This is a genomic window from Leptospira kmetyi serovar Malaysia str. Bejo-Iso9, assembly GCF_000243735.2.
GTDB lineage: Bacteria > Spirochaetota > Leptospiria > Leptospirales > Leptospiraceae > Leptospira > Leptospira kmetyi.
On record NZ_AHMP02000003.1, the window covers coordinates 1 to 22524 of the forward strand.

Below are 22524 nucleotides of genomic sequence, written 5' to 3' on the forward strand. Positions count from 1 at the left end.
CGGTTTTTGTCGTGGCTCCGAAGAGCCTTTGATTCTCCTTAAAAAGGAGGTGATCCAGCCGCACCTTCCGATACGGCTACCTTGTTACGACTTCACCCCCTTCACGAGTTTCACCTTAGTAGTCTGCTTCCTTACGGTTGGGCCAACCGTAAGGAAGCAGACTGCTAAGGTGAAACTCGTNAAGGGGGTGAAGTCGTAACAAGGTAGCCGTATCGGAAGGTGCGGCTGGATCACCTCCTTTTTAAGGAGAATCAAAGGCTCTTCGGAGCCACGACAAAAACCGGATCCTTTCGCAAGGGAGGATCCGGGGTGTTAGGTCACGCTACTTTTTCTGTTGTCAATATCTAACAAAAAGCTCGGCAAACAAGCCGGGCTTTTTTCGTTTCAAGACCAAGACGCGATCCGCGTTCGATCCATTCTGAATTTAAAAATGAGTTTCCGGAATGTAGCCGAGGTTGGAGAAGAAAGCGCAGGAATTCCAAAGTAGAAAAGAAAGAACGAAGGCAGGAATTTAAAATTTCCCGCCTTCAGTGTTACGAAAATTTTAATTCGGAATAAAGATCGCCTTATCCGGGTTTGGTGAATCATAACCGGGTTGCAGACAAGTGGTTTGCGCATAACCCGTAGTAAACCCGTAACCGTCCAGACTGATATAATAACTTCTCGTGGTAAGCCCGGATTCTCCCGGATAAGTGCAACGTCCGGTTCGAAGCATGTTCGCATTTGCCGGCGGATTGAGAGACTCGCAACCGTTTGCAACGTTCGGAGTTGGATTCGAACCCAAGAAATCATAACATCTTCGAAAAGAATTCGCTTCGTTGGACGTAGAAGTAGGAACGATGGCGCCGTCCGAGATATTGGTTTTAAAATTCGCGACAAGACCTCCCGCGTGTTTTACTTCGAGAATATAATTTCCCGCGGCTAAAGTGGCCTTATCGAACTCGGATGTTTGAGACGCTCCGGTTGCAAGCGCGGTCGCCGCCGAAGTCGGAGAAGAATAATAATACAAATCCAAATTGCTTCCCGCATAACCGAAGACGTTTGCGACATGAGGAGTATTGGTCGTCGCGGTAAACGAATAGAACGTGCTTACGTCGACCGAAGAAACTCTTCCCGTAAGAGAATTCGGTTGATTGAGCGCGATACTCTGAAGCGGTCTATAACGAATCGTTTTGGAAAGAACGGAACTGCCGGATCTTTGAATCACGATCGGAAGAGTGGAATTCACCGTAACGTTCGGAACGGTAGGCATCGTAAACGAAAGAGCGGTTGCGCTCGTCAGATTGATTCCCGTGGCGGAGGTTCCACCGATGGTAATCGAATATTCGGAAGCGATTCCCGGAAAACTGCCGCCCGTAAGATTCGTCGTGCTACCGGGAAAACCGCGATCCGGATAAATATCGGCGACGGTTTCTGCGTTGATCACATTGTATAAAAGCAAGAACGTTAGGGTATCGTCGTCCGAACCCCCTTTTTTACAATTCGCGAAGGAAAACAAAATCAGCATCGTGGAAACGAATGCAATCAGACTTTTCATTTTAAACGGCTCCTAAGTGACCTCGAAAAAAGAATAAGGATCACGAGCTAAGAGTAGAATAGAATCCGTATAAAAACAACGTCGGGAACTACGTAGTTCCGGATCGTATGTGCGTAGTTTTACGGAGAATGGAGATCCGATTTTTTTTCGTTTTCCAAGCGGTTACGAGTCGTACCAAGCCGCCCTTATCAGTCGCTTCTCATTTTGAAAACCGCGTTGTTGCAGGAGAAACTCACCTTCTTAGGAATCAGACAAAGATCCAAATTCTTATGATTGCTCCGATACGCGTTCAATAAGAATTGTTTCGTGTGTTCCACCGCGTGCAAACCGGCCCATTCGTGAAAATTTAAGTTGGGATTGTTGTCGATCTCTCCGCCGCCCCGTAAGGATTTTTCCGAATCCTTGTTCAGACAAATATGAGTCGCGTACGGTTGATAGAGTTTCATTTCGTTTTGGGAAAGATTCAAACATTCGATCGCTTCTTCTTCGTGATGAACAACGGGAGAAAGATCGTAATAGCCCGTTTGAATCTGAGGCATGGAAAGAAGTTGCCAAGGTTCTTCGATCGGAGCGATTTTGATTTGGTTCGGATGATTTTCGACCCAGTTGCTGTGCGAATAAAAATCCTGGATGATATGCGTCGCGTGACCTATCTGTTTCATCGAATCGGAGAAGAAAATCGCTTTTTCGGATTTCGATTTAAGATCTCTGAGTTCGATTCCACATCCGAAGATATTGTTGTTATCGCAGTGAAACGATTCCGCGTTCATCAACTCCGAATCGGAATGAAGATTTCCTTGAACGATCCACTCCTGACAATCGGCTCGAATTTCGTAACCGGTTTCTTCGGTGAATTCGCGGAAGGATTCTTTTAAGATTCTTATATGATTGAAGGATCCGGCGGGACCAAAGGCTTCCAAAGGAGAAAACGAGGGCCAAAAATCGAAAACGATCAAAAGAATAGGGACGGAAACGATAGATTTTAAAAGTCGATTCATTTAAAAGTAAGTAACTGCTTACATACATTTAGACCTCTGGATTTTCAAAAGTTCGATTTTTTTGAAAAGGTGGGGCGGAGAAAAAATCGAAAAAAACGGGCCGGATTCAAACTGAAATTCGAATTCAATGGAGAATAACGTGGCCAAGAACTCGACAAGCGGCCAAGGAGAATGAAACGTTACGATCGCTGCAAAAGCGGCGCGCTTTGAGATCGTAACGTCCTTCGGGAACGCGCGTCGCTCCGAATTCGAAACGTTTATTTTTGAATTTGAGAACCTAAAAATTCGGTGAGATCGATCAGGCCCTTGATGAACTTGAGATTGTATCGGCTTTCATACAACAAAAAGATGCTCGCCATAAAAAGAAAAACCCCGCCCAAAAGCGCGGTCAAAGTCGCGATCCAGGAATAATCCTGATACAAAGCCTTGGAAAAAGCAAAACCCAAACTGGATAGAACGAAAAGGGAAGTGGCCGTATAAAGAAAGGCCATGGATCTTTGGATCAGAATTGCTCGGATTCTTTGGATCTGAAGTTGTTTTTCAAGACTTTCCATTCTTTCCGAAGGAAACGGAAGTTTGCCCGCGAGAACTCCTTCCACTTCCGCTTTGAGAAGATTGACGCGATCGAAAATTCTCCCCAGACGATTGGCCGTGGAAAAAATCAAACTCGCACAGGCCGTGATCATCACGGCGGGAGTGATCATTCCGGTTAGGATTCCTGGATTGGAAAGCGATTCTAAAAACACGAACTCAGGTTTGTTCGGACCCCGATTTTGTCCATTGATTTTGATTCCGTGTAATTCGAGTTAGGCGTTCGTGCTGGTTCGTAACTTCGAATATGTCTTCCTTCCAAAAAAGGAAAAAATGAGAATCGAATTATAGTTTGGACACCATCGGAAATCCTTCGTTTTGAGGGTTATTTTTCAAAAATCGACCTAGATTCGTTCGAAAAAAACTTGATACTCTGGGGGTATTCTAAAAATAAACATGTAAGCATTCGCTTACTATATAAAACCCGATACGTTCCTTTCGAGTTACGCCTGAAAGAAAAACAAAAACGCCGTATTCGGGGGAAATGGTTTATTTCGAACAGAACGGGGTGATTTTTGTTTTCTCTCTTTATACAAAAATTAAACAATTTTAATTCTTCCATATCCAAATCCAAGTTTCGGTTTGTATTCGTATTTCTCGTACCGGCCTTGATTCTTTTCGCCGATCTGGGACTTCGCTGGAAAATTCTCAGCCAAATGGAAAGCCTTCAATGGGCTTATTATCTTTTGTCGTTTTTATATTCTTCCCTGATCTACGCCTTGCTTTTGTTTTCCTTGTTTCTTTTGTTTTCCGTTTCGAGGATCCGATCGTATTGGACCGTTTTGGGTTTTGCGGCTTTTGCATATTCGATTTGTGTAATAGGTTCTTACGGATATTTTTTATACGCGGGAATCATGCCGAATTTTTTCGTGTTCTCTTATATCTTTCAGGAACCCTTCAACAGCTGGACGATCTTTAAGGGCGGTCTTACCGTTTGGAGTTTGATCGGATTTTTCTTTTTGTTCATTCTGCTTTTCTTAAGTCTCCGAATCGCGTCGTCGAACTTCAGACCGGCGCGTTTTCAAAGAAGTATTCTTGCGGTTTTGATTCTCGGGTTTTTGGCTCTCACAGCGTTCTTTCACAACAACACGCGCTTCAACGATCAGATCTACGTAGCCGATACGAATTCGATTTCGTTTATCAATCGCAACATTTATAATCTTCTCACCGGAGATCGTCTCGGTTCTGCGGGTTTGCAATCCAGAAACAAACCGATCCTAAAAGAAAGTCCGAATCCGTTTCGAAAAAACATCCTGATCGTTCTGAGCGAAAGTCTTCGCAGAAAGAGCATGGCTCTTTACGGTTACAACAAGGAGACGACTCCGTTCTTAAACCGTTGGACAAAAAATCCTCAAGACGGATCGGTTGTGGTTTTTCAAAACGCGTTTTCGAATTCGAGTTCCACTTTGATTTCGGTTCCGAGTTTGTTGTCCGGGGTTTCTCCGATTCAACCGGTTTCGATGACTCACAGTTCTCCTTTGTTTTGGGAATATGGAAAGGCGGCCGGTCTTTCGACGTTTTACATTTCGAGTCATAGTTTTCGTTGGAATAATTTTTCCGGTTTTTTTAAAAACGCGGGAATCGATTTTTTGTGGAATAAGGAGATCAGCGGTCTCGGAGTTTTCAACGATATCGGGATCGACGATCGTAAGACGGTAGCCGAGTTTAAAAACCGCGTAAAACTTCTCAAAGGGAAAGGGGAGAATTTTGCGGGCGTTCTTCATCTCAACACCAATCACTTTCCGTATATCATTCCCGAAGAATCCGTTTACTTTCCGATCGGAAAGGATACGTACGCGCCTTACGACAATTCGGTCCGTTATCTCGACGGTCTTTTGGAAGAAGTATTCAACTTTTTGAATGAAGAAAAATTATCCGAGGACACTCTCGTAATCTTCACCTCCGATCACGGAGAAGCACTTTTCGAACACGACTACATCGGTCATATCGAAAGCAATCATATCGAAACCGTCGCGATTCCTATGTTGTTCTTTTTGCCTAATTCCTTAAAGGATCGTAAGTTCGAAGATCGTCTTAGAAAGAACGCGGATCGAAACGTTTCTAACACCGATCTCATTCCCACCATCGCGGATATTCTGGGAGTTTCGACTCAATCGGAGGTGAAAGGATATTTATCCCAACTGGAAGGCAGATCCCTTCTTTCCAATCTTGCGAACGACAGAAGAATTTTTATCGCGAACAACAACGAGACTTCCTTGTATCGGGTCGGGATGAGTTATATCAAAGGGAATCTTCATTATATGCTTCGTCTGAATTCCTTTCCGCCGGACGAAGAAGCGTATGATATCCAAGCCGATCCGATCGAAAAAAAGAATCTTTGGCCCACGATGAACCTGGAACAGAAAAAAGAAATCCGCAAGGAATTGGACGCTTGCGGTCTTTGTCAGGATCTGTATTCCGCATCGGGAATCAAACTGTAAGTCTTTCGAAAAAAGTTCCTTGAAGTTCGATCCCCGCGTTCGATAGATCCGCGTTCCGTTCGTTGTGTTGTATGTCGTATCGTTTTTGAATCTTTCTTCTTAAATCGTAACGATTACTTCTTTGAATCGATTTCCTTTTGTAGCTCCGCGTCGGAAGGAAACACGATATTCTTATTGAGCAGTTCGTAACTTAGATTGAGATACGCCTTCGCTTTTTTACTCATATCGTCGCATACGACGGGATCCTTTTCACAGAAATTATTCTTTTGACGAGGAGGTTGTATGTTATACGAAAGATCCTCTTTTCCGTCGAAAAATCTCAGATAAAAATGATCGTTTTCGATCCAGCCGAAAAGGTTTCCGTACGCGAAATACGCGGTTTGTGTTCTGCCCGGGGCGAGAAGATTTCTTCCCATCGACGAGAATACCGCTTTTTTGCCCACGAGTCCGAGTATGGTGGGAATCACGTCCAGCTGAGACGCGATGGTTTCGTCTAACGCAGGTGCGACTCTTCCCGGAGCGTAGATCAAAAACGGAACGTTTCTGTCCTCGTAGTAATCCAGATATCGATGGTGCGTGTGATCGGCCACGAACACGAAGATCGTATTCTTAAAATAACCGGACTTTTCGGCCTGTGCGATAAAGTTGTGAACGGCCCAATCCGCGTAGTTATAGACGTTTAGAAAATCGTAGTCTCTCGTGGAAGGATCGAAGATCCGGAATTTTTCGGAAGGAGTTCTATACGGATAGTGTGTGGTTAGAGTGAGCGCCAAACCGAGAATCGGTTTTTTGGAAGATGAGATTCTTTCATGCAATAATTGTAATACGTCCGCGTCGTCGTAACCCCAGGCCCCGAGTTTGAATCTTCCGAGTTTTGCGATTTCCTTTTCGCCGAGAACGGTGTCAAAACCCCAGTGCGGCATCAACGTGCTTTTGTTGTCGAAGCTCAGATCCCCGCCTGTGACGAAAAAAGTATCGTAGCCCATTCTTTTAAAAATATTTCCGATCCCCGAAAAGTTTCCGAGAACCTGATGCGTTCTCACCACCGTTAAACCGGGGCGATCCGGAATTCCGGTAAGAATGGACATCATTCCGTTGGTCGTTCTTCCTCCCGAAGCGATGAATCGATTGTAGAATCTTCCCTTTTTCAAAAGTTGATTGAAGTAAGGAGTGACTTCCTTCCCTTCCACAAGACCGTTCGAAATCGGCCGGATGAATTTGCCCGTCCAGTTTTCGAGCATGATCAAAACGACGTTAGGCGGCGTTCCCGCGTTGGTTTCCTTTTGAACTCTTAGGATCGGATATTTGTCGCTGATGAATTCCGCGCCTGGATAAGAAATTTCCTTTCGAACGATCGAAACTGCTTCGTCGGTTTCGAGTTTTAGGAATTTAGGAATGGATTGGCTTTTTAAATCCATGATGGAAGTGAAGACGCCGTTTAACGCGATATTATTTACGAAGTTGTTTCCCGATACGATCGCGTTAGTCGCTCTTATCGGAGATTCTTGGATTCCTCCGCGGACCGCGACGATCGTCACGATCAAAACGATCGAGATTTGAATCGCGGTCGACTTCCAGGATTCTTTCTTGTATTGATACGGATTGTATTTGAGGAAGAGCCATGTGGAAACCGGAAGAAACACCAATAGAAAAACGATTCCTATGAGAAACGTGACCGTGTTTTGTTCCAAGGCGGAACGGAGAATCACACCCAAGTCCTTTCCGATAAAAACGAAACCCTCGTAACCGATATGTTTGTTCGCGTTTTCAAAGTAGATGATGTCCGCGATCAAGTGCGCTATCATCCAAACTCCCAAAAGAATCGGAGTGTATCCCCAGAAAAAACGATACGCTTTGAATCGATTGAAGTAAGGCAAAACGGATAAGAATGCGAACAAGCCCAACGTCATTCCGATCACGACGAGATCGAATCGAAAACCCAAAAGAAACGCGAGAGCGACTTCTTCCACGGGAACTTCCCGAAGACGATACGAATAGACCGATAAAAAAGCGATCTTGTATAACAAGAGGATGAGAGCGAAGTAGAGAACATAACCTAAGATAAGTTTTAAGTGTGTGGGTATACGTTGAAACATTCTGACTCTTTGTGTTGGTATGAATTGGAAATTCCGAATCGGATTCTCAAATCTATAGTAGGCTAAAAGAGGAGCAGAGGCTCAAGTCAAAAATGCCCGAAATTCAAAGACTGCCTCGGATTCGAAATTACAAAATCGGAACGAATTCGATACGGATTCTTTTGCGGAAAAAGGTCTGAAAATTCGTTTCGAAGTCGTTTTGATTTGTTCGTGAATCGTTTGGTTTATAAATTTATTTCCTAAAAAAATTTTAAAATCCGGAAAAATCGAAATAAAAACCGTATTAGAACCTTGACAGATTTCGTCTTTTTTACCATAATGAGTGAGTAATCACTCACCGAAAGGTTTATCATGGAAGAAATGAAGGACAATATCGAAGTCGATCCGCAGTGGCCGGAAGGTCAAAAAAAGATATTTTTGGCCGCGATAGACATATTCGCGCAAAAGGGTTTTTCCGCGGCTACGACGATGGAAATCGCCAAAAAGGCCGGCGTCGCCGAAGGGCTGATTTTCAAACATTTCAAAAGCAAGAAGGAACTTCTTCTTCGTTTGGCGCTTCCGATTATGGAAGGTTTTATCGCACCGATCACTTTGAGACGACTTCAGGCAGTTTTCTCAAAGGAATTCTCCTCCTTGGAAGAATTTTTGACCGCGGTTTTCGAAGAGAGAATCGCGTTCGTCACTAAGAACAGAAATCTTCTTCGAATCATTCTACAAGAGGCCTTTGTCAATTCCGACATACAAGCGATGCTCGAAAGAGTGTTTAAAATGAACCTCGCGCCTTTGATTCTGCAACGGCTTAAAAAATTTCAGGAACAGGGATTGATCTCGGAGATGCCCACATCAAGCGCGTTTCGATTGGTCGCAACGAATCTCGCGGGTTATATGATGATCACGGAAATTTTTTATCAACCGAAGGTTGAGGACGGCTGGGACAGGGAAGCGGAGATGAGAAGAACGATCGAATTTATCGCGAAAGGATTATCGCCTAACAAGAAAGAGGCGGCTCCTTCCAAACCCGCACCCAAAAAAAAGGCGCCGATCCGTAAAACAAAACCCGCAAAACCACAAGCAAAACCTAAGAAGAAAAAAAAGAAATCTTAGAATCGAAAGCGATTCTTATCAGGAGTTTGTATGAATGTTGTCATTGATAAAATCAAAACTTTGATCGCGGTTTATCGATCGCTTCGATTTCCGTTTCGGATTTTGATTCCGGCGATTCCGGTCGTCTTGTTGATCGTATTGTTTTCGACTCGAGGTAAAAAACAAACCGAAGACGTCGCGGTCCTCGGACCGATCGTCGAAAAGGCTTACGGACTCGGAACCGTTCATTCTTTGGATACGTTTCGATTCCGAGTCGGAGTCCCGACCAAAATTACGAAGGTGTTCGTGTTGGAAGGGGACGAGGTTTTTGCCGGTCAGTCCCTTCTTCAACTCGAAGGGATGACAGTGGTTCGATCTCCGATTCACGGAATCGTTTCCGACGTGGGTTATCACGAAGGAGAGGTTGCGTTTCAGAATATTCTCGCCATAGAAGTGTTAGGCGTAGGTTCCAAATATTTGATCGTAGCATTGGACGAACAGATTCTTCTTTCGATCCGAAAAGGACAAAAGGCTTTGATTCGATTTGAAGGGAAGCCGAACGAGGTGGTCCAAGGTAAGGTTCAAGGAACGTTCTCGCATGGCGGACAATTCTACGCGAGAATCGAAGCGGCCAGTTTTCCGGAAGGTGTTCTTCCCGGTATGACCGCGGACGTAGCGATCGAGGTCGGCAAAAGAGACAGCGCGATTTTGGTTCCGAGAAAATACGAAAAGAAACAGAAAATTCTAATATTCAGAAACGGTAAATCGGTCGCGGTTCCGTTCGTTCCGGGGTTGAAATCCGAACAGTTTATCGAGGTTAAGGAAGGCGATATTCAAGCCGGAGATAAACTCGCAGAGGTTCCGTAATGTTATTCATCGCGGTCAGACAGATGCTCGTGCGGGGCAAACAAACGATCACCACACTTTCGGGAATCGTTTTGGGAACCGCGGCGTTTATCATCATCTCCGGAGTTCTTCTCGGATTCAGGGGTTATCTCATCGATCAGTTGATCAACGCCGATTGTCACGTTCGAATCAGCCCGAGACAGGAAATCATTCTTCCCAATTCCATGGACGATCTGTTTCCGGACGAGAATGTGTTCTGGCTTTCACCTCCTTCGGGCAAACGCGGTTCCACTCATTTGAACAACGCAAGTCTTTGGTATGAAAGATTGGAACAGGACAAGGAGGTTCAGGCGTATTCTCCGCAAGTCAGCGGAAGAATTTTCCTTTTTTCGGGAGCGAATCAGGAAGCGGGAAAGATCATAGGAATCATTCCTTCGAAACAGATTTTGATCACCCCTCTTGCGGATTATATCACGGAAGGAAGCGTCGAATCTCTTTCCGCAGGAAATAGAATCATACTCGGAGACGGTCTCGCCAAACTTCTCGGACTCGGTTTGGACAAAACGGTTTGGGTGACTTCGGGACTTCAGGAGAAAACTCCGTTTCGAATTTCTGGGATCTTTCGTTCCGGGAACAAGGCGCTCGACGATAGCGTCGCCTACGGGTTGTTATCCGAAATTCAGCTGTTGACCGCACAATCGGGTATGATCACCGATATCGCCGTACGACTCAAGGACGTAAACCGTTCCTTGGCGAAAGCGGAGGAATGGAGAGGTCTCGGCGACGAGAAGGTTTTGAGTTGGCAGGAGGCGAACTCGAGTTTTTTCGCGATCTTTAAACTCCAGGACGCGATCCGGTATTCGATGACGGCCGCCATTCTTACGGTTGCCGGATTTGGAATATACAATATTTTGAATGTAATTATCAATCAGAAAAAAAGGGAGATCGCGATTCTCCGTTCCATTGGTTACAGGCCGAACGAGGTTTTGATGATCTTTTTGCTCCAGGGTTTGATATTAGGAATCTCCGGAGGTTTGATCGGACTTCTCATAGGTTTTTTGATCTGTTTAAGAATCGAATCTCTTCCGTTTACCAATCCTCTTTTTTCGGCCGGAGCGGGAACGATGGTGATTTCCTTCGCGCCCACCATTTACTTACAGGCGTTCCTCCAATCCATGGTCGCCACTTTGATCGCGAGTTGGATTCCCGCAAGATCGGCGGGAAAACTTTCTCCGATCGAAATCATACGAGGAGAATAGGATGCCGATGCAAATCGCAAATCATATCGGAATCTCCGTAAACAATCTGAGAAAGACGTTCGGAAATTCCGAGATCATCAAGGGAGTCAGTCTCGAGATCGAAGACGGGGACTACGTTTCCTTAACGGGAAAGTCGGGTTCCGGTAAAAGTACTCTTCTTTATATGATCAGTTCTTTGGATCCGCCGACTTCGGGAACGATCGAAATCGGGGGAAAGAATATTTATAAGATGGACGAAGAGGAAATCCACGAGTTCAGAAACAAAAGAATGGGTTTTATCTTTCAATTTCATTATTTGTTGCCCGAGTTCACCGCCCTGGAAAACGTGTTGATGCCGGCAAGAAAGGCCGGACTTTTGAAGGAATGCCAAAGTTACGCGGAACATCTTTTGGAGGAATTCGATCTTCGGGATAGAATGGATTATCGGATCAATCGTCTTTCGGGCGGTCAGGCGCAGCGCGTTGCGATCGCTCGGGCGCTCGTGATGAATCCGAAATACATATTCGCTGACGAACCCACCGGAGCATTGGATTCCGCAAACACCAAAGTCGTGATGAACATTCTGGAAAAGGTGAACCGCGAAACCAAAACCACCATTCTCGTGGTCACTCACGACTCCGATTTCGCGTCTAAAACCAAAAGACAGATTCATCTCGTCGACGGAACTGTGGTTCCTTTGAAGGAATTCGAAGCTCAGAAAAAGAAATCGAAAGGTTAAAGGTCGCTTTAATATTCGGAATAAAAAATTTTCAGATAGGCTTTAAAAGTCCCGTCTTCGATTCTACGTTTTATGCAATGGAAGTTTCCAAAGTTTAAATCGGGCCAGACGAGAAGATGGGAATATCTATTGCCCACGGGATCTTCCAAAGAAACCGAACAGATCGCAAAGAAGATTCTCACTGATTCTTATCTTCCCAAAACACAGGTTCCGTTTTTGAAAATTATTCCGGGAAAAATTCTTCTCGAAAACGCGAACTTCAGACAAGCGCTCGAACTTTTGGTAAGAATTCCCTGGGTTCGGGACTTCCGATTGAATCTGGGAATGTTTCCGTTTAAAAAATCCTTTTCCTTCGACGAGTTCGAAACCGCGCTCCGCAAATCCGAAATTCTTCCCGAAGATTGGACTCTTCAGTTCCGTCCGCAGGTGAAAGGACAAACCGATTGGAGCAACGAGGATTTAAACCGACTTTGGGAAACAAGAAACGATTCCTCTTCCAAGACATCGGGGAAGAAGGGAAACAAAATCACGGAACTCAGCGCGCTTCTTGTCGAAGACGAGATCATTCTGAACGTTGGACTCGGCGGAGAACCTCTCAATCAACGAGGAAGTTTTAAACCCCTTTCCAAGTCCGCGCCGATCCGGGAAGACCTTGCAAGATTTCTAATACAAAGAATGCATAAAATACTTCCGAACCCCGACGCGGTTTTTGTTCCGTTTGCCGGAACGGGAACCTTGATTCGGGAATCCGTGGATTCCATATTGGGAATCGGTTTTCCTCATTATTCCAGACAATATCTTTTTCAGGACATGAAGGAATTTCCCGAAACGACTTGGGAGTTTCTCAGAAAAAAAATCCTAAAAGAAACCAAGGACGCTTCGATCGGGATCTGGTGGAACGAACTGAACTCCGAAACTTTTGAATATGCTGAAAATCGAATGAACGTATATCAAGATTTTCTAAAACAAAGCGGCCTTTCGGAATCGATTCGATTTGTACACAACGCGGGGGATTTTTTCGGACTTTCTCCGAAGGAAATTTGGGAATCTTCCGGAAAACCGAAACGGATTTGGATGCCTCTCAATCCGCCTTATGGTCTTCGTTTGGAAACGGGTTCTTCCGCCGGTTTTTATAAAAAGCTCGGGGAAAGATTGAAACATTGGTGGGAACTTCCCTGTGAGATCAGCGGTTTGATCCTTTGTCCGGACGAGGATTCTTGGTCCGTTCTGATCCGCAATTTAGGTATCAAAACCGACACGATCCACGTCACGCACGGTGGTACGGATTTGAGAGTGGTTTATTTTTGAAGCGGAGAATTCGCATCGGCCATTGAGTGAGTCGAAACTTTGTCCGCGCTTTTCGTTTCTTCGAATCGCACTGAAAAAGGTTACACTTCATTCTCCAAAAATTACATTCAAAAAAACGAATTGGATTCGATTCTTTTCGAACGATTCGAAGCCCCGTTTTAACTCTTTGAAAAAATAAAATTCCGATGCAGTAACCTTTTAAAACTCGAGGCGAAGAGAAAATCAAAGACCCGATCCATTGTCGAGTTATAGATCGTGTCCTAACTTATTTTTGGAGAGTGAAGTTTATGTTCGGAGTTTGGGGATCTCAATCGAGTTTGTTTTTGTATGTTCTTGTGGCGGGAACTTTTTTCGTGTTTGCGCTTCCTATGTTTTTAGTTCCTCTGCGTTGGGCCGCGACCTTGGGTTGGGAAATTCCGGGGCAGAATCATCTGTCGATTTATTACGGACGTTGTCTTGCGAGCGTAATGGCCGTTTTGTGTTATATGGGTTTTGTCGCGGCCGGAAATCCTACGGTACAACCCTTTTATTTCAACATACTTCTCGGTTGTTTCGGGTTGATGATCGTCGTTCACGCCTATGGCGGAATCCGAAAAATTCAACCGCTCAGCGAAACGATCGAAACCGGTTTTTGGTTGATCCTTTTTTTTGCGGCTCTTTTGTTTTATCCGGTTTGAGGGAGAATGGAAAACGGCGGATCTTTTCTCTCATTCGTGTCGATCTTTTTTCGAAGGCGATCGTTTGTCGGAACAATCAAAAAAAAATTCTTGATCCATGAATTTGAGATTTCACGAGGAAGTTTGTTTCGCAAGTTCCATTCTTCCTTGAAAAGAAAACCCGTTTCCTGCGCTTCTTATCAAACGAACGTATCACTCGGAATTTGAATATTCGGAAAATATGGTAAACGGCAAAACCCCGGAATCAAAAAGGACCCTGCTCAAAAACGTAAGGATCAAACCGATCCCGAAATACAAACCCATCGGAATCGGAGTTTTTCGGATACTTTTTCCTTTTTCTCGCAAAACGATCGTAAAAAGAACCGCCGGGATATAAGAAGCGTTTAGAAAAAACATCCACCAAGGATGACCCGCGATCATCGCATAAACGGGAGCGAACAAAACGTCTCCGAAGCCGATTCCACCCGGAAAGAAAAAATACAAAACCAAAAACGCGGAGAAAAAACCGCCGAACACGAACAATTCGTTCAGACCCGGAAGTTTTCCGTTTAAAAGATAAACGGAACCCAGGCCGAACAAAAGGATCCAGGGAAGATTCTCATAATCCAAAGAAAAATGAAACGCGTCGGTGATGCAGGAAATCAAAAGATGGCCGCACAAAAAAAGAAAAACAAAACTGAATGCCGGATTTTTCGTTAACGAAAAACAAAACACAAAAACGCAGACGAAGGCGAATTCGATCAGGGGAAACAGAGGATTGATTCTTCCTTTACAGAATTTGCATATACCTTTCGAGATCAAAAAACCGATAACTGGAAGCAATTCCGGATAACGTATCTCCGAGTCGCAATGATCGCAGGAACTCGGATGTGTAAAGATCCGTTTCCATTTTTGAAAAACGGAAAGCGATTTTCTATGTTTGCCGTAGTAGACGTCCAAGATTCGAAAGCCTAGGGTCACGTAAAAACTTCCCAAGGAAGCCGCGCCTAAACTTCCGAAACTTAAGAACAACCAAAAAGGAAAGGATTCAGGCAAGCTCTGCAAGCGCGGAGATTCCCCGTTTCAGATTCTCCCATTCGGACGCGAAGCTGATTCGAATGTAATTTTTGGAATCGGCGAAGATATAACCCGGAACAAGGATCAATTCTTTTTCTTTGATCGCTCTTAGAATAAAGTCGTCGTCCTTTTCCTTGATCTTGATGAAGAAGTAGAACGCGCCTTCGCTTTTCGAAATTTCGTAACGATCCTTTAAGGATTCGTAGACGAAATCCCGCTTCTCCTTATAATCCGCGATGTAAGAACTCATGTCCGTTTTCAGAGCTTCCAATCCCATCCACTGAGTTACGGAAGGAGCGCAGACCAACGTGTATTGTTGCAAAGTAGTCAACGCTTTTGTAATGGGTTCGGGAGCCAAAATCGAAGACAAACGAAGTCCGGTCATACTGTATGTTTTGGAAAAACCCGAAAGTGTGATCGCCTTATCGTAGAACGATCCAGCCGAAATGAATTTCTTATCGTAGTCGAAGAGTTCGTAGATTTCGTCGGAGATCAGATACGCTCCCGTTTTTTCCGCGAGATCGGCTAACGCTTCGAGTTGTTTTCTGGAAAGAATTTTCCCCGTAGGATTGGAAGGGGAAGAATAGATGATGATCTTGAGTTTTTTGTTCGAGAATTCTTTCAGATCCTCCGGTTCGAAAGACTCGTGAACCGAATTCATCTTTCCTCCGTAAATTTTGATGTAGGCCGGATACATCAGGAAGTGCGGAGTTACGACCAAACATTCGTCGCCTTCGTTTAACAACGCGTTAAAAAGAAGTAAGAATGCGGAGCTGATTCCGGACGTGACGAGAATTCTTTCCGGGGTCGCATAGGAAATTCCGTTTACGTTTTTATATTTCTCGGCCAGCGCGCTTCGAAGCTCGGGAATTCCTCCCGTAAGAGTGTAAGCGGTTTTACCGTCCTTCAATGCTTTACAACCGGCCTCGATGATATTGGGAGGACAAGGAAAATGAGGTTGTCCGATGGAAAGATTGATCGGGTTTTTCAACGTGCCTGCAAGTTCGAAGGCTTTGCGGATGGCGGAAGTATCCAGGCCTTGGATACGATTGGCTAAAACATATTCTAACGTACTCTGACTCATACTTATTCCTTTTTGAAATTCTGATGCTGGAGAACCACTGCAAAACTTCTTTCTAAAAAGAATCTTTTCGAAAAGTTAATTTGAGTGTCAAACCATTCAAATTACAGTTTGGCAGAATTGAGGTTGCCAGAGGATTCTAGGGGAGAAAGGTTGAGTCATGGAAACCGTAAAAATCGCCGGTCTAAATGTTCCAGTTTCTAAATCTGGAATCAACACAGGAAGTCTCGGGTCCGATCTCGTCGAGACCGATTCGACAGTTCGCAATTTATCCAACATTCTTTATCCTTTGCTCGAAGGAAAACCCGTGCTTCTCGTCGGAGACGCCGGTGTCGGTAAAAACGCTCTCATCTATTACATCAATCATAAGAGAAAACATCCGACTGCGAGATTCAGTTTTAACGAGGACACTCTTCCCGAGGACTTGATCGGTTCGTATCGGATTCTGATGGACGGTCGGGGTTTTGCTTGGTCGGACGGGCCTCTGACTTCCGCGATCCGTTCGGGTCATAGTTTTGTGGCGGACGAGATGAATCTTTGTCCACCGCATATCATCAAACGATTCTCCACCGTTTACGAGTCCGCCTATTTGGAGTTAATCGAAGGGGACGGTTCTCGGATTTCCTGCGGAGAAGGTTTTAACTTTATCGGAACTCAAAACCCTTCCGAAGGTTTCGAAGGAAGAAAACCTTTGCCCTTCGACATCACCCGTTTTTTCTCCGTGGTTTTTATCGATCCTCATTCTCCGGACGAGATTCTCTTTATCTTAAAAAAATTATATCCCGCGTTGAGCGAATCCTTACTGCAATCCTGCATTCGTATTTCTTTGGAAACGGAGAATCGGGTCGTCACCGGTAAACTCGGCAAGGGCGATCTCGAAAAATATCACTTCAATATCCGCAACTTGAAAAAACTCTGCAATCGGATTCTCGGTTTGAAAGCGGACACGAGCGAACTTCAGTTCCGCGAATTCTGGAACTTCTACGTGGAACCGTTCCGCAAAAAAGAGGACCGGGATTTACAAACGGAACTTTTGTTAAGCGAATCGGGTTTGTCCGTAACTCCTTCGCTTCCCGAACCGAGCTTTCAGGTTCACAAAGGATTTCTGTACTGCAACGATAAGGCGATTCCGGTCCGGGACGAAAACCGCGCCAAACAATTGTTAAGCGAAGTGCCTCTTCCTCTAAAACTCCGCGAGTTCTCTGAGAAAATTTTCACCGCGGTTCAGTTTCAGGAAAACGTTCTCATCGAATATTCCGAGGAACAAGATCCTCAGATTCTTCTTCCTTTGTTTACGGAGATGTCCGGTCTTCCTTTGGAAACGGTCAGTCTTTGTAAGGGAATTCATACTTCCGATATCATCGGTGCTTTGAAACCGATCGACGGTTCCAAAGTGGATTGGGTCGACGGTCCTTTGACGAGAGGAATCCGCGAAGGCGGTAACATTCTCATCACGAACCTCGAAGCCGCGGGCGCGGAGCTCGTGGAAAAATTGAATATGCTTACCGACGACGCTCGTTCTCTTACGCTTCCTCCCGAAAGCGGTAACAACGAGCCGGTTCAGCTGACGGGCGACTCGAGAATTTTCGCTCTGAAACTTTTCCGTAAATCCAAATCGACTGCGACGATTTCCAGAGCGTTCCGAAACCGTTTTACCAGCGTGTTGTTCCCCGATCTCGAAGACGAATCCACGTTAACCGAAATTCTTTCCTTTTATCTTCCGGGCAACAGTTTGATCCTGAAGATGGTGAACTTTCATCTGAAGATCCGAGATCTCGCGAAAAAAAGGACGATCGGTTCCGCGAATCTTCTTCCGTATCTATTCGGACTTTCTAATATTCTTTTTTGGAAGGATCATATTCTGCGTTATGCGGACGCGGGCGCCGGAGAGGCCGGTCTGAAGGAAACCGCGGTTCGGGGCGGCAAGATCGCTTATACGAACCAGATCGCCGACCCGAAAGAGAGAATGGAACTCGAAAAAATCCTGGATTTCCAAATGTCCGGCATCGAAGTCGAATCCGATTTCTTCAAGATTCTTGAGGATAAGAAAAAAAAAACTCTGACAACGGCCACCGACATTGAGAAGAAACGCTGGTGGAATCCCGAACTTCATAAACGGGAAGCGTTAACCGGTAAGGCCAAACTTCTCAACTCGGGCAACCCTCTCAAACGAGGAATCGAAATCGACACTCCGGAAACCGGAGGTCAGATGAAGGAAGGCGCGGACGCTTGGTACGGTCAGGACACGCGCGGCAACAAGGGACAAGGCGAACCCGCGGGCGGAGGCGGCGCTTGGGGTTATCGCACCGAAGAACTTTATAAACAATTTCTTGCCAAACGCAAGATTCTCTGGGATTACACGATCCAAGTTTCCTTAAAGGAATTCAAAGAGGTTTTCGGTCAAAGCCTCGAAGATATCGAACTCAATTTGGATCGTCTGTTCGATCCCGAAATCGACATCACGAGAATGTATCGAAACGAAGGAAATCGTATCGATACTCGGAAATACATTTCATTCTTATCCGGAAGAGGGGACTCGAAAGTTTTCGATCGTACGATCATCGATAAGAACGAGGAAAAACTCAAAGGTGTGGAAGTCGCGTTTCTCGTTTCCAAGTCGAGAAGGATCTTCAACTTCGAATACGCGGTCGCGGTGATCTCCGCGATGCTTTCATCGGCCTATATTCTCAACGAACACGAGGTGGATTTTTCGATCCACGCGTATTCGGACCGAAACAATCGAAAGGATAGAATCGATCTCGTTCCGATCAAACGTCTGGAAGAGGAATACGACGAGGCCAAAGAAGAGGAAATGTTCAATTATCTTCGAACCGATTGGCAAGGCGATTCCGTGGAAGAATATCAGCTTCTCGAAAAAGTAGAATCGTACTTTTCGCCGGAGGCACAGACGAAAATTGTGGTAATGATCTCCGATTTTCGGGGGCAAAGAGGAAAAGCGGAAGTTTCCGACGAGATCAATTCTCGGGACAACCGCAAACTTCACGCCGAAATTCTAAAGAACCAAAATCGGAACTACGTCTTCCTCGGGGTCGGACTCGGTCGAAGATACATTGCGGAACATCTGTTCCAGGATTCCATTCAGATCACTTCGGACAATTTTTACAATATGCCAAACCTGATCGGAACCGAACTGGGCAGACTGATTCTTACGAATCACAGCATGAGAAATTAATCGGACATCGATCGTTTCTGCCGATTGCGGTTGCGGACGATCGGGTCGGAACGAAAAACGGCAATGATCGAACGGGTCGTATATCGGAAAGATCGACCCAAGATAAAACCGTCCACGAAGTCGGTTTAAAAAAGTAAGATGGCAAACAAAAAAGAAGAATCCGGGCATTCTCCCCTGGTCAATAAAAAGGCCAAGTTCAACTTCGAATTGATTTCATTCATCGAAGCGGGGATCGTTTTGTCCGGTTCCGAAGTCAAAAGCCTCCGCGAAAAAAAAGGAAATCTCACCGACGCGTTCGCCAAGATCAAAAACGGAGAAGTCTTTTTGGAAAACTTCTCCATCACCCCGTATAAAAACGGAGGTTATGCCAATCATCCGGAAATCCGTCCCCGCAAACTTCTTCTTCATAAGAAGGAAATCGAAAAGTTGGATCGTCAGGTAAAAGAAAAGGGATTCGTTCTCATCGCGACCAAGGTTTATTTTAAGAATAATCTCCGAGTCAAAGTGGAGATCGCCGTGGGCAAACCGAAAAAGCTCCACGATAAACGGGACGACATGCAGAAAAAAGACGCGCAACAAGAGATCGCGCGCGCGTTAAAATCTTCCAATCGCTACGAATGAGTGGCGCACTGAATCAAGGAATCTATGGCTAAAGCCGGAAAAAAACCAACCGCAGAATCGGAAGTAACAATTCCGGTCAAAGCTCCCCGCAAAGAACCCGGAGAAAAAATTCCCGTCGTTTCGATCGTGGGCCGTCAGAACGTGGGCAAGTCCACGCTCTTCAATTCTCTCTTGAAGAAAAAATTGGCGATCACCGAGGATTATCCCGGCGTAACGCGCGACGTTCTTTCCGCGAGAATTTATCAGGAAGATAAGGACCTCGATTTTTATCTCTGCGACACTCCGGGACTCGACATCGAAAACCCCGATTCTCTTTCGCAATCCATATTAGAAGCCGCTTATAGACAATTGAAGGAATCGGACGTCATCATCTTTTTACTCGATAAGAATCAGATCACTCCGGCCGACCACAGTCTTCTCGGTTATTTGAGAAGGGAACCCCAGGTAGCGAACAAACCGATCATCTACTGCGTAAACAAAGCGGACAAGGAACTCGACGAGTTCGATCTCGAAGAATTCTATAGAATGGGTTTGGCCGAAGTCCTTCCCATTTCCGCGATCGGAAGAAAGAATCTCGGACTTCTACTTGAGAAAATTAAGTTTTTCTTAAGTGATAAACCGGGAAAAGTTTGGATCGAAAAAATCTCCGCTTCCAAAAAGAAGGATTCGACTCCTCTGCCTCTCGCGGAAGAAGACTACGAATTTCGTCTTGCGATCGTGGGCAAACCGAATTCGGGTAAGTCCAGTCTGTTGAACGCGATCTGCGGTTACGAAAGGGCCGTGGTCAGCGAAGTGGCGGGTACCACGCGCGATTCCGTGGACACTCTATTGGAATTCGGCGATAGACGTCTTCTTTTGACGGACACGGCTGGGATTCGAAGAGGAAGTAAGTCCGCCGAAGCCTTGGAATTTTATTCCTATCAAAGGACGTTAAAGGCCATCGAATCGAGCGATCTCGTCATCCATCTTTTGGACGCGAAAAAAGGATTCGGAGACTTCGACAAAAAGATCACATCTCTTCTCCAGGAAAAGGGAAAACCCTTTTTGATCGCCGTAAACAAATGGGATTCGATCGAGGATAAAACCGACAAAACCTTCAAGGAATACAAGGAAAAACTCTACAGCCGTTTTCCGTTGTTAAACGAAGTGCCGATCATCACGATCAGCGCCACGGAAAAACTTCGGGTTCAAAAACTCATGGATCTTTCCTTCGATCTCGCTTCGCGTTCGAAAAGAAAGGTGAGCACTTCCGAACTCAATAAAAATCTAAAATTATGGATGGGGCAGGCGGGAAGATCCTTTTCGGCGCACCAACCGCCCAAGATGTTGTATTGCACGCAGGTTTCGACTTCTCCGTTCCATCTGATTCTATTCGTAAACCACGTGGAATACTTTAAATCGAATCTTGTTTCCTTTCTCAAAAAGAAACTCACCGAAACCTACGAGCTTCAGGGAATTCCGGTTCGATTGGAGTTTCGATCGGATCGAAAATGAACTTCGCGCTTTTTGCTTGTATCAGTTTTGTGGCGGGTTCCATCCCGTTCGGTTATTGGATCGCTCTTCGTTTTGCGGGAATGGACATCCGCAATTTCGGAAGTAAGAACATAGGCGCGACGAACGTCGGTCGTTTGATCGGATGGAAGTTCGGATTTCCTGTTTTGATTCTCGACGTCGCCAAGGGAATGTTGCCCGTTTATCTTTCCGGACATTTTGTTCCCGAGGGTGGAGTTCCGTTTCAGTTGGCTTGCGGAGTTCTTGCGGTTCTCGGTCATATGTTTTCTCCCTTCCTGGGTTTTCGGGGAGGAAAGGGCGTCGCGACCACGTTAGGCGTATTTTTGGTTCTGACTCCGATCGCCTGTTTGGGCGCGGTCTTCGTCTTTTTAGCGGTTTATAAATTTTTTAAATTCGTCTCTTTGGGATCAATTTTTGCTTCCCTTACTCTTCCGCTCGTTTATGCTTTTTCCTCGATTCTTCTTTTACACGAAGAAGTTTCCTATTGGGTTTTGGGAACCATGGTTTTCATCTCGATCGGAATCATTCTTACCCACAGGGAGAATATTCTACGGATTTTAAATCAGTCCGAGTTGTTCGCGGTCAAAGACGAGGATTCAAGCGATGATTCAGAGAGAAATCGACGATAACAAAACCCGCGAAGAAAAGATAGAATTTCTCGAACAATATCTGAACTATCATCCCGTCTTCGAAATCGCCGATCTTTACAAGTGGCTTTATTACGGAGAATTCGGCGAAATCGAAAAGCAGGAATTTTATTCCGATCATACGGAGATCGTTCCCGAACTTCAATCCATCCTCGACGATCTTAAGGCCGAAGAAGGCAAACCCTATCCCGAAAGAGTTTGGGAACCTCTTGGTTTTTCCCAAAGATATCTTCTCATCTATCTCACTCCCTATGCGAAGAGGGATTATCCGTTGAAACGATTGGTCAATCTCATTCAAAGGTCGTCCGCGTTTCAGGGATATAGAATGCGTTTTAAGTTGGATTGGATCATTCTCAAGGATCTCATCACGGAGAGAATGCCGGTTTACACCAAACAAGAGTTCAACGATTTCGAGGACCGAATCGGATTCCAACAACTTCCCGACGTGGACCTTTCGGCCACATACAAGAGCGCATATCCTTCGAGCTTTCGAGTCGTATCGGCGAAGTTGTTTTACGAATACTTTCCAGAGTTCGTGCGAGAGCCGAGGGGATTCTCCCTTTTGATGAAAATGAAAGAAGAAGGGGAACCGGAGTTGGAACTTCCGAAACAATCGAGTTCGTCCGGCGGAGAATCTTCTTCGTCTCCGTCGGGCTCGAGTTTCTTGAAGGAAATCCAAGAGACCGAACTGGAAGAGGGAACAACGGAGAATTTTAATTTCGACGGACTTTAAAAATCGCGTTTCACTCGTCAAAAACGCGTTCAACGGATCGCGTTTGGATCGGAGTTCTGAGCCGGGTTGCTCGGTAAAAACGGTCTCGTATTCTGCTTTACAAAGTTCTAATTTCGTGTCCGATTGA

18 protein-coding genes and 1 rRNA gene are annotated in these 22524 nt (G+C 45.2%); 13 read left to right on the forward strand and 6 right to left on the reverse strand.

Annotated features, from left to right (window positions below; translation table 11 throughout):
* Window positions 1–241 (forward strand): 16S ribosomal RNA (locus tag LEP1GSC052_RS21515); the annotation flags it as partial.
* A 303-nt stretch (window positions 242–544) separates the two neighbouring features.
* On the opposite strand, the gene LEP1GSC052_RS02420 is transcribed toward LEP1GSC052_RS21515, so the two are convergent.
* From LEP1GSC052_RS02420 to LEP1GSC052_RS02430, 3 genes are all read right to left on the reverse strand, one after another.
* Window positions 545–1537 carry an IPT/TIG domain-containing protein gene (locus LEP1GSC052_RS02420; protein WP_010574253.1) on the reverse strand — a complete coding sequence of 331 codons (993 nt, stop codon included), beginning with the start codon at window positions 1535–1537 and terminating at the stop codon, window positions 545–547.
* Window positions 1538–1725: 188 nt separating this feature from the next.
* Window positions 1726–2535, reverse strand: a complete 810-nt coding sequence (locus LEP1GSC052_RS02425) for a hypothetical protein (protein ID WP_010574254.1) — start codon at window positions 2533–2535, stop codon at window positions 1726–1728.
* Between the two features lie 257 nt (window positions 2536–2792).
* On the reverse strand, window positions 2793–3239 hold the full coding sequence (locus LEP1GSC052_RS02430; RefSeq protein WP_051185377.1) for a DUF2721 domain-containing protein: 447 nt from the start codon (window positions 3237–3239) through the stop codon (window positions 2793–2795).
* Between the two features lie 402 nt (window positions 3240–3641).
* On the opposite strand from LEP1GSC052_RS02430, the gene LEP1GSC052_RS02435 reads away from it, so the two are divergent.
* Window positions 3642–5567 carry a phosphoethanolamine transferase family protein gene (locus LEP1GSC052_RS02435; RefSeq protein WP_010574256.1) on the forward strand — a complete coding sequence of 642 codons (1926 nt, stop codon included), beginning with the start codon at window positions 3642–3644 and terminating at the stop codon, window positions 5565–5567.
* A 113-nt stretch (window positions 5568–5680) separates the two neighbouring features.
* Here the strand turns inward: LEP1GSC052_RS02435 and LEP1GSC052_RS02440 are convergent, their stop codons facing one another.
* Complete coding sequence (locus LEP1GSC052_RS02440; protein WP_010574257.1) at window positions 5681–7663, reverse strand: LTA synthase family protein; 1983 nt, start codon at window positions 7661–7663, stop codon at window positions 5681–5683.
* A 360-nt stretch (window positions 7664–8023) separates the two neighbouring features.
* Between LEP1GSC052_RS02440 and LEP1GSC052_RS02445 the strand changes: the two genes are divergently transcribed.
* The 6 genes from LEP1GSC052_RS02445 to LEP1GSC052_RS02470 all read left to right on the forward strand — a co-directional run bounded on the left by LEP1GSC052_RS02445 (window position 8024) and on the right by LEP1GSC052_RS02470 (window position 13554).
* On the forward strand, window positions 8024–8767 hold the full coding sequence (locus tag LEP1GSC052_RS02445; protein ID WP_156892139.1) for a TetR/AcrR family transcriptional regulator: 744 nt from the start codon (window positions 8024–8026) through the stop codon (window positions 8765–8767).
* A 30-nt stretch (window positions 8768–8797) separates the two neighbouring features.
* The gene (locus LEP1GSC052_RS02450) at window positions 8798–9613 is read left to right on the forward strand and encodes a biotin/lipoyl-containing protein (RefSeq protein WP_010574259.1); all 816 of its coding nucleotides are present in this window, start codon (window positions 8798–8800) and stop codon (window positions 9611–9613) included.
* Entirely contained in the window at window positions 9613–10851 is a 1239-nt protein-coding gene (locus LEP1GSC052_RS02455; RefSeq protein WP_010574260.1) for an ABC transporter permease, read from the forward strand. Before LEP1GSC052_RS02450 ends, LEP1GSC052_RS02455 begins: the two co-directional genes overlap by 1 nt.
* A gap of 7 nt (window positions 10852–10858) precedes the next feature.
* Window positions 10859–11569, forward strand: coding sequence for an ABC transporter ATP-binding protein (locus LEP1GSC052_RS02460; RefSeq protein ID WP_040913226.1), 711 nt, complete (start codon window positions 10859–10861; stop codon window positions 11567–11569).
* Between the two features lie 72 nt (window positions 11570–11641).
* The gene (locus tag LEP1GSC052_RS02465; protein ID WP_040912778.1) at window positions 11642–12877 is read left to right on the forward strand and encodes a hypothetical protein; all 1236 of its coding nucleotides are present in this window, start codon (window positions 11642–11644) and stop codon (window positions 12875–12877) included.
* A gap of 287 nt (window positions 12878–13164) precedes the next feature.
* Window positions 13165–13554 (forward strand): hypothetical protein, encoded by a 390-nt coding sequence (locus LEP1GSC052_RS02470; RefSeq protein ID WP_010574264.1) that lies wholly within the window; start codon window positions 13165–13167, stop codon window positions 13552–13554.
* Window positions 13555–13746: 192 nt separating this feature from the next.
* Here LEP1GSC052_RS02470 and LEP1GSC052_RS02475 read toward each other — a convergent pair whose 3' ends face one another.
* Both LEP1GSC052_RS02475 and LEP1GSC052_RS02480 read right to left on the reverse strand, forming a co-directional pair.
* Window positions 13747–14598, reverse strand: coding sequence for a prepilin peptidase (locus LEP1GSC052_RS02475; protein ID WP_020986342.1), 852 nt, complete (start codon window positions 14596–14598; stop codon window positions 13747–13749).
* Window positions 14582–15694, reverse strand: coding sequence for a pyridoxal phosphate-dependent aminotransferase (locus LEP1GSC052_RS02480; RefSeq protein ID WP_010574266.1), 1113 nt, complete (start codon window positions 15692–15694; stop codon window positions 14582–14584). Before LEP1GSC052_RS02480 ends, LEP1GSC052_RS02475 begins: the two co-directional genes overlap by 17 nt.
* A gap of 157 nt (window positions 15695–15851) precedes the next feature.
* Here LEP1GSC052_RS02480 and LEP1GSC052_RS02485 point away from each other — a divergent pair, with 157 nt between their 5' ends.
* From LEP1GSC052_RS02485 to LEP1GSC052_RS02505, 5 genes are all read left to right on the forward strand, one after another.
* A complete protein-coding gene (locus LEP1GSC052_RS02485; protein WP_020985664.1) occupies window positions 15852–18884 on the forward strand; it encodes an AAA family ATPase in 3033 nt (1010 codons plus the stop codon).
* 138 nt (window positions 18885–19022) lie between these two features.
* A complete protein-coding gene (gene smpB, locus LEP1GSC052_RS02490) occupies window positions 19023–19505 on the forward strand; it encodes an SsrA-binding protein (RefSeq protein WP_010574267.1) in 483 nt (160 codons plus the stop codon).
* A gap of 24 nt (window positions 19506–19529) precedes the next feature.
* The gene (der, locus tag LEP1GSC052_RS02495) at window positions 19530–20999 is read left to right on the forward strand and encodes a ribosome biogenesis GTPase Der (protein WP_020986442.1); all 1470 of its coding nucleotides are present in this window, start codon (window positions 19530–19532) and stop codon (window positions 20997–20999) included.
* Window positions 20996–21646: a glycerol-3-phosphate 1-O-acyltransferase PlsY gene (plsY, locus tag LEP1GSC052_RS02500; RefSeq protein ID WP_010574269.1), complete on the forward strand. Its 651-nt coding sequence runs from the start codon at window positions 20996–20998 to the stop codon at window positions 21644–21646. The genes der and plsY overlap by 4 nt, the downstream gene beginning before the upstream one ends.
* The gene (locus tag LEP1GSC052_RS02505; RefSeq protein WP_010574270.1) at window positions 21621–22397 is read left to right on the forward strand and encodes a hypothetical protein; all 777 of its coding nucleotides are present in this window, start codon (window positions 21621–21623) and stop codon (window positions 22395–22397) included. Before plsY ends, LEP1GSC052_RS02505 begins: the two co-directional genes overlap by 26 nt.
* Window positions 22398–22524: the final 127 nt, after the last annotated feature.

Coding starts and splice junctions, on each gene's coding strand:
- LEP1GSC052_RS02420 (WP_010574253.1), bottom strand. CDS start 1,537: ATGAAAAGTCTGATTGCATTCGTTTCCACGATGCTGATTTTGTTTTCC.
- LEP1GSC052_RS02425 (WP_010574254.1), bottom strand. CDS start 2,535: ATGAATCGACTTTTAAAATCTATCGTTTCCGTCCCTATTCTTTTGATC.
- LEP1GSC052_RS02430 (WP_051185377.1), bottom strand. CDS start 3,239: ATGATCACTCCCGCCGTGATGATCACGGCCTGTGCGAGTTTGATTTTT.
- LEP1GSC052_RS02440 (WP_010574257.1), bottom strand. CDS start 7,663: ATGTTTCAACGTATACCCACACACTTAAAACTTATCTTAGGTTATGTT.
- LEP1GSC052_RS02445 (WP_156892139.1), top strand. CDS start 8,024: ATGAAGGACAATATCGAAGTCGATCCGCAGTGGCCGGAAGGTCAAAAA.
- LEP1GSC052_RS02450 (WP_010574259.1), top strand. CDS start 8,798: ATGAATGTTGTCATTGATAAAATCAAAACTTTGATCGCGGTTTATCGA.
- LEP1GSC052_RS02455 (WP_010574260.1), top strand. CDS start 9,613: ATGTTATTCATCGCGGTCAGACAGATGCTCGTGCGGGGCAAACAAACG.
- LEP1GSC052_RS02460 (WP_040913226.1), top strand. CDS start 10,859: ATGCAAATCGCAAATCATATCGGAATCTCCGTAAACAATCTGAGAAAG.
- LEP1GSC052_RS02465 (WP_040912778.1), top strand. CDS start 11,642: ATGCAATGGAAGTTTCCAAAGTTTAAATCGGGCCAGACGAGAAGATGG.
- LEP1GSC052_RS02470 (WP_010574264.1), top strand. CDS start 13,165: ATGTTCGGAGTTTGGGGATCTCAATCGAGTTTGTTTTTGTATGTTCTT.
- LEP1GSC052_RS02480 (WP_010574266.1), bottom strand. CDS start 15,694: ATGAGTCAGAGTACGTTAGAATATGTTTTAGCCAATCGTATCCAAGGC.
- LEP1GSC052_RS02485 (WP_020985664.1), top strand. CDS start 15,852: ATGGAAACCGTAAAAATCGCCGGTCTAAATGTTCCAGTTTCTAAATCT.
- smpB (WP_010574267.1), top strand. CDS start 19,023: ATGGCAAACAAAAAAGAAGAATCCGGGCATTCTCCCCTGGTCAATAAA.
- der (WP_020986442.1), top strand. CDS start 19,530: ATGGCTAAAGCCGGAAAAAAACCAACCGCAGAATCGGAAGTAACAATT.
- plsY (WP_010574269.1), top strand. CDS start 20,996: ATGAACTTCGCGCTTTTTGCTTGTATCAGTTTTGTGGCGGGTTCCATC.
- LEP1GSC052_RS02505 (WP_010574270.1), top strand. CDS start 21,621: ATGATTCAGAGAGAAATCGACGATAACAAAACCCGCGAAGAAAAGATA.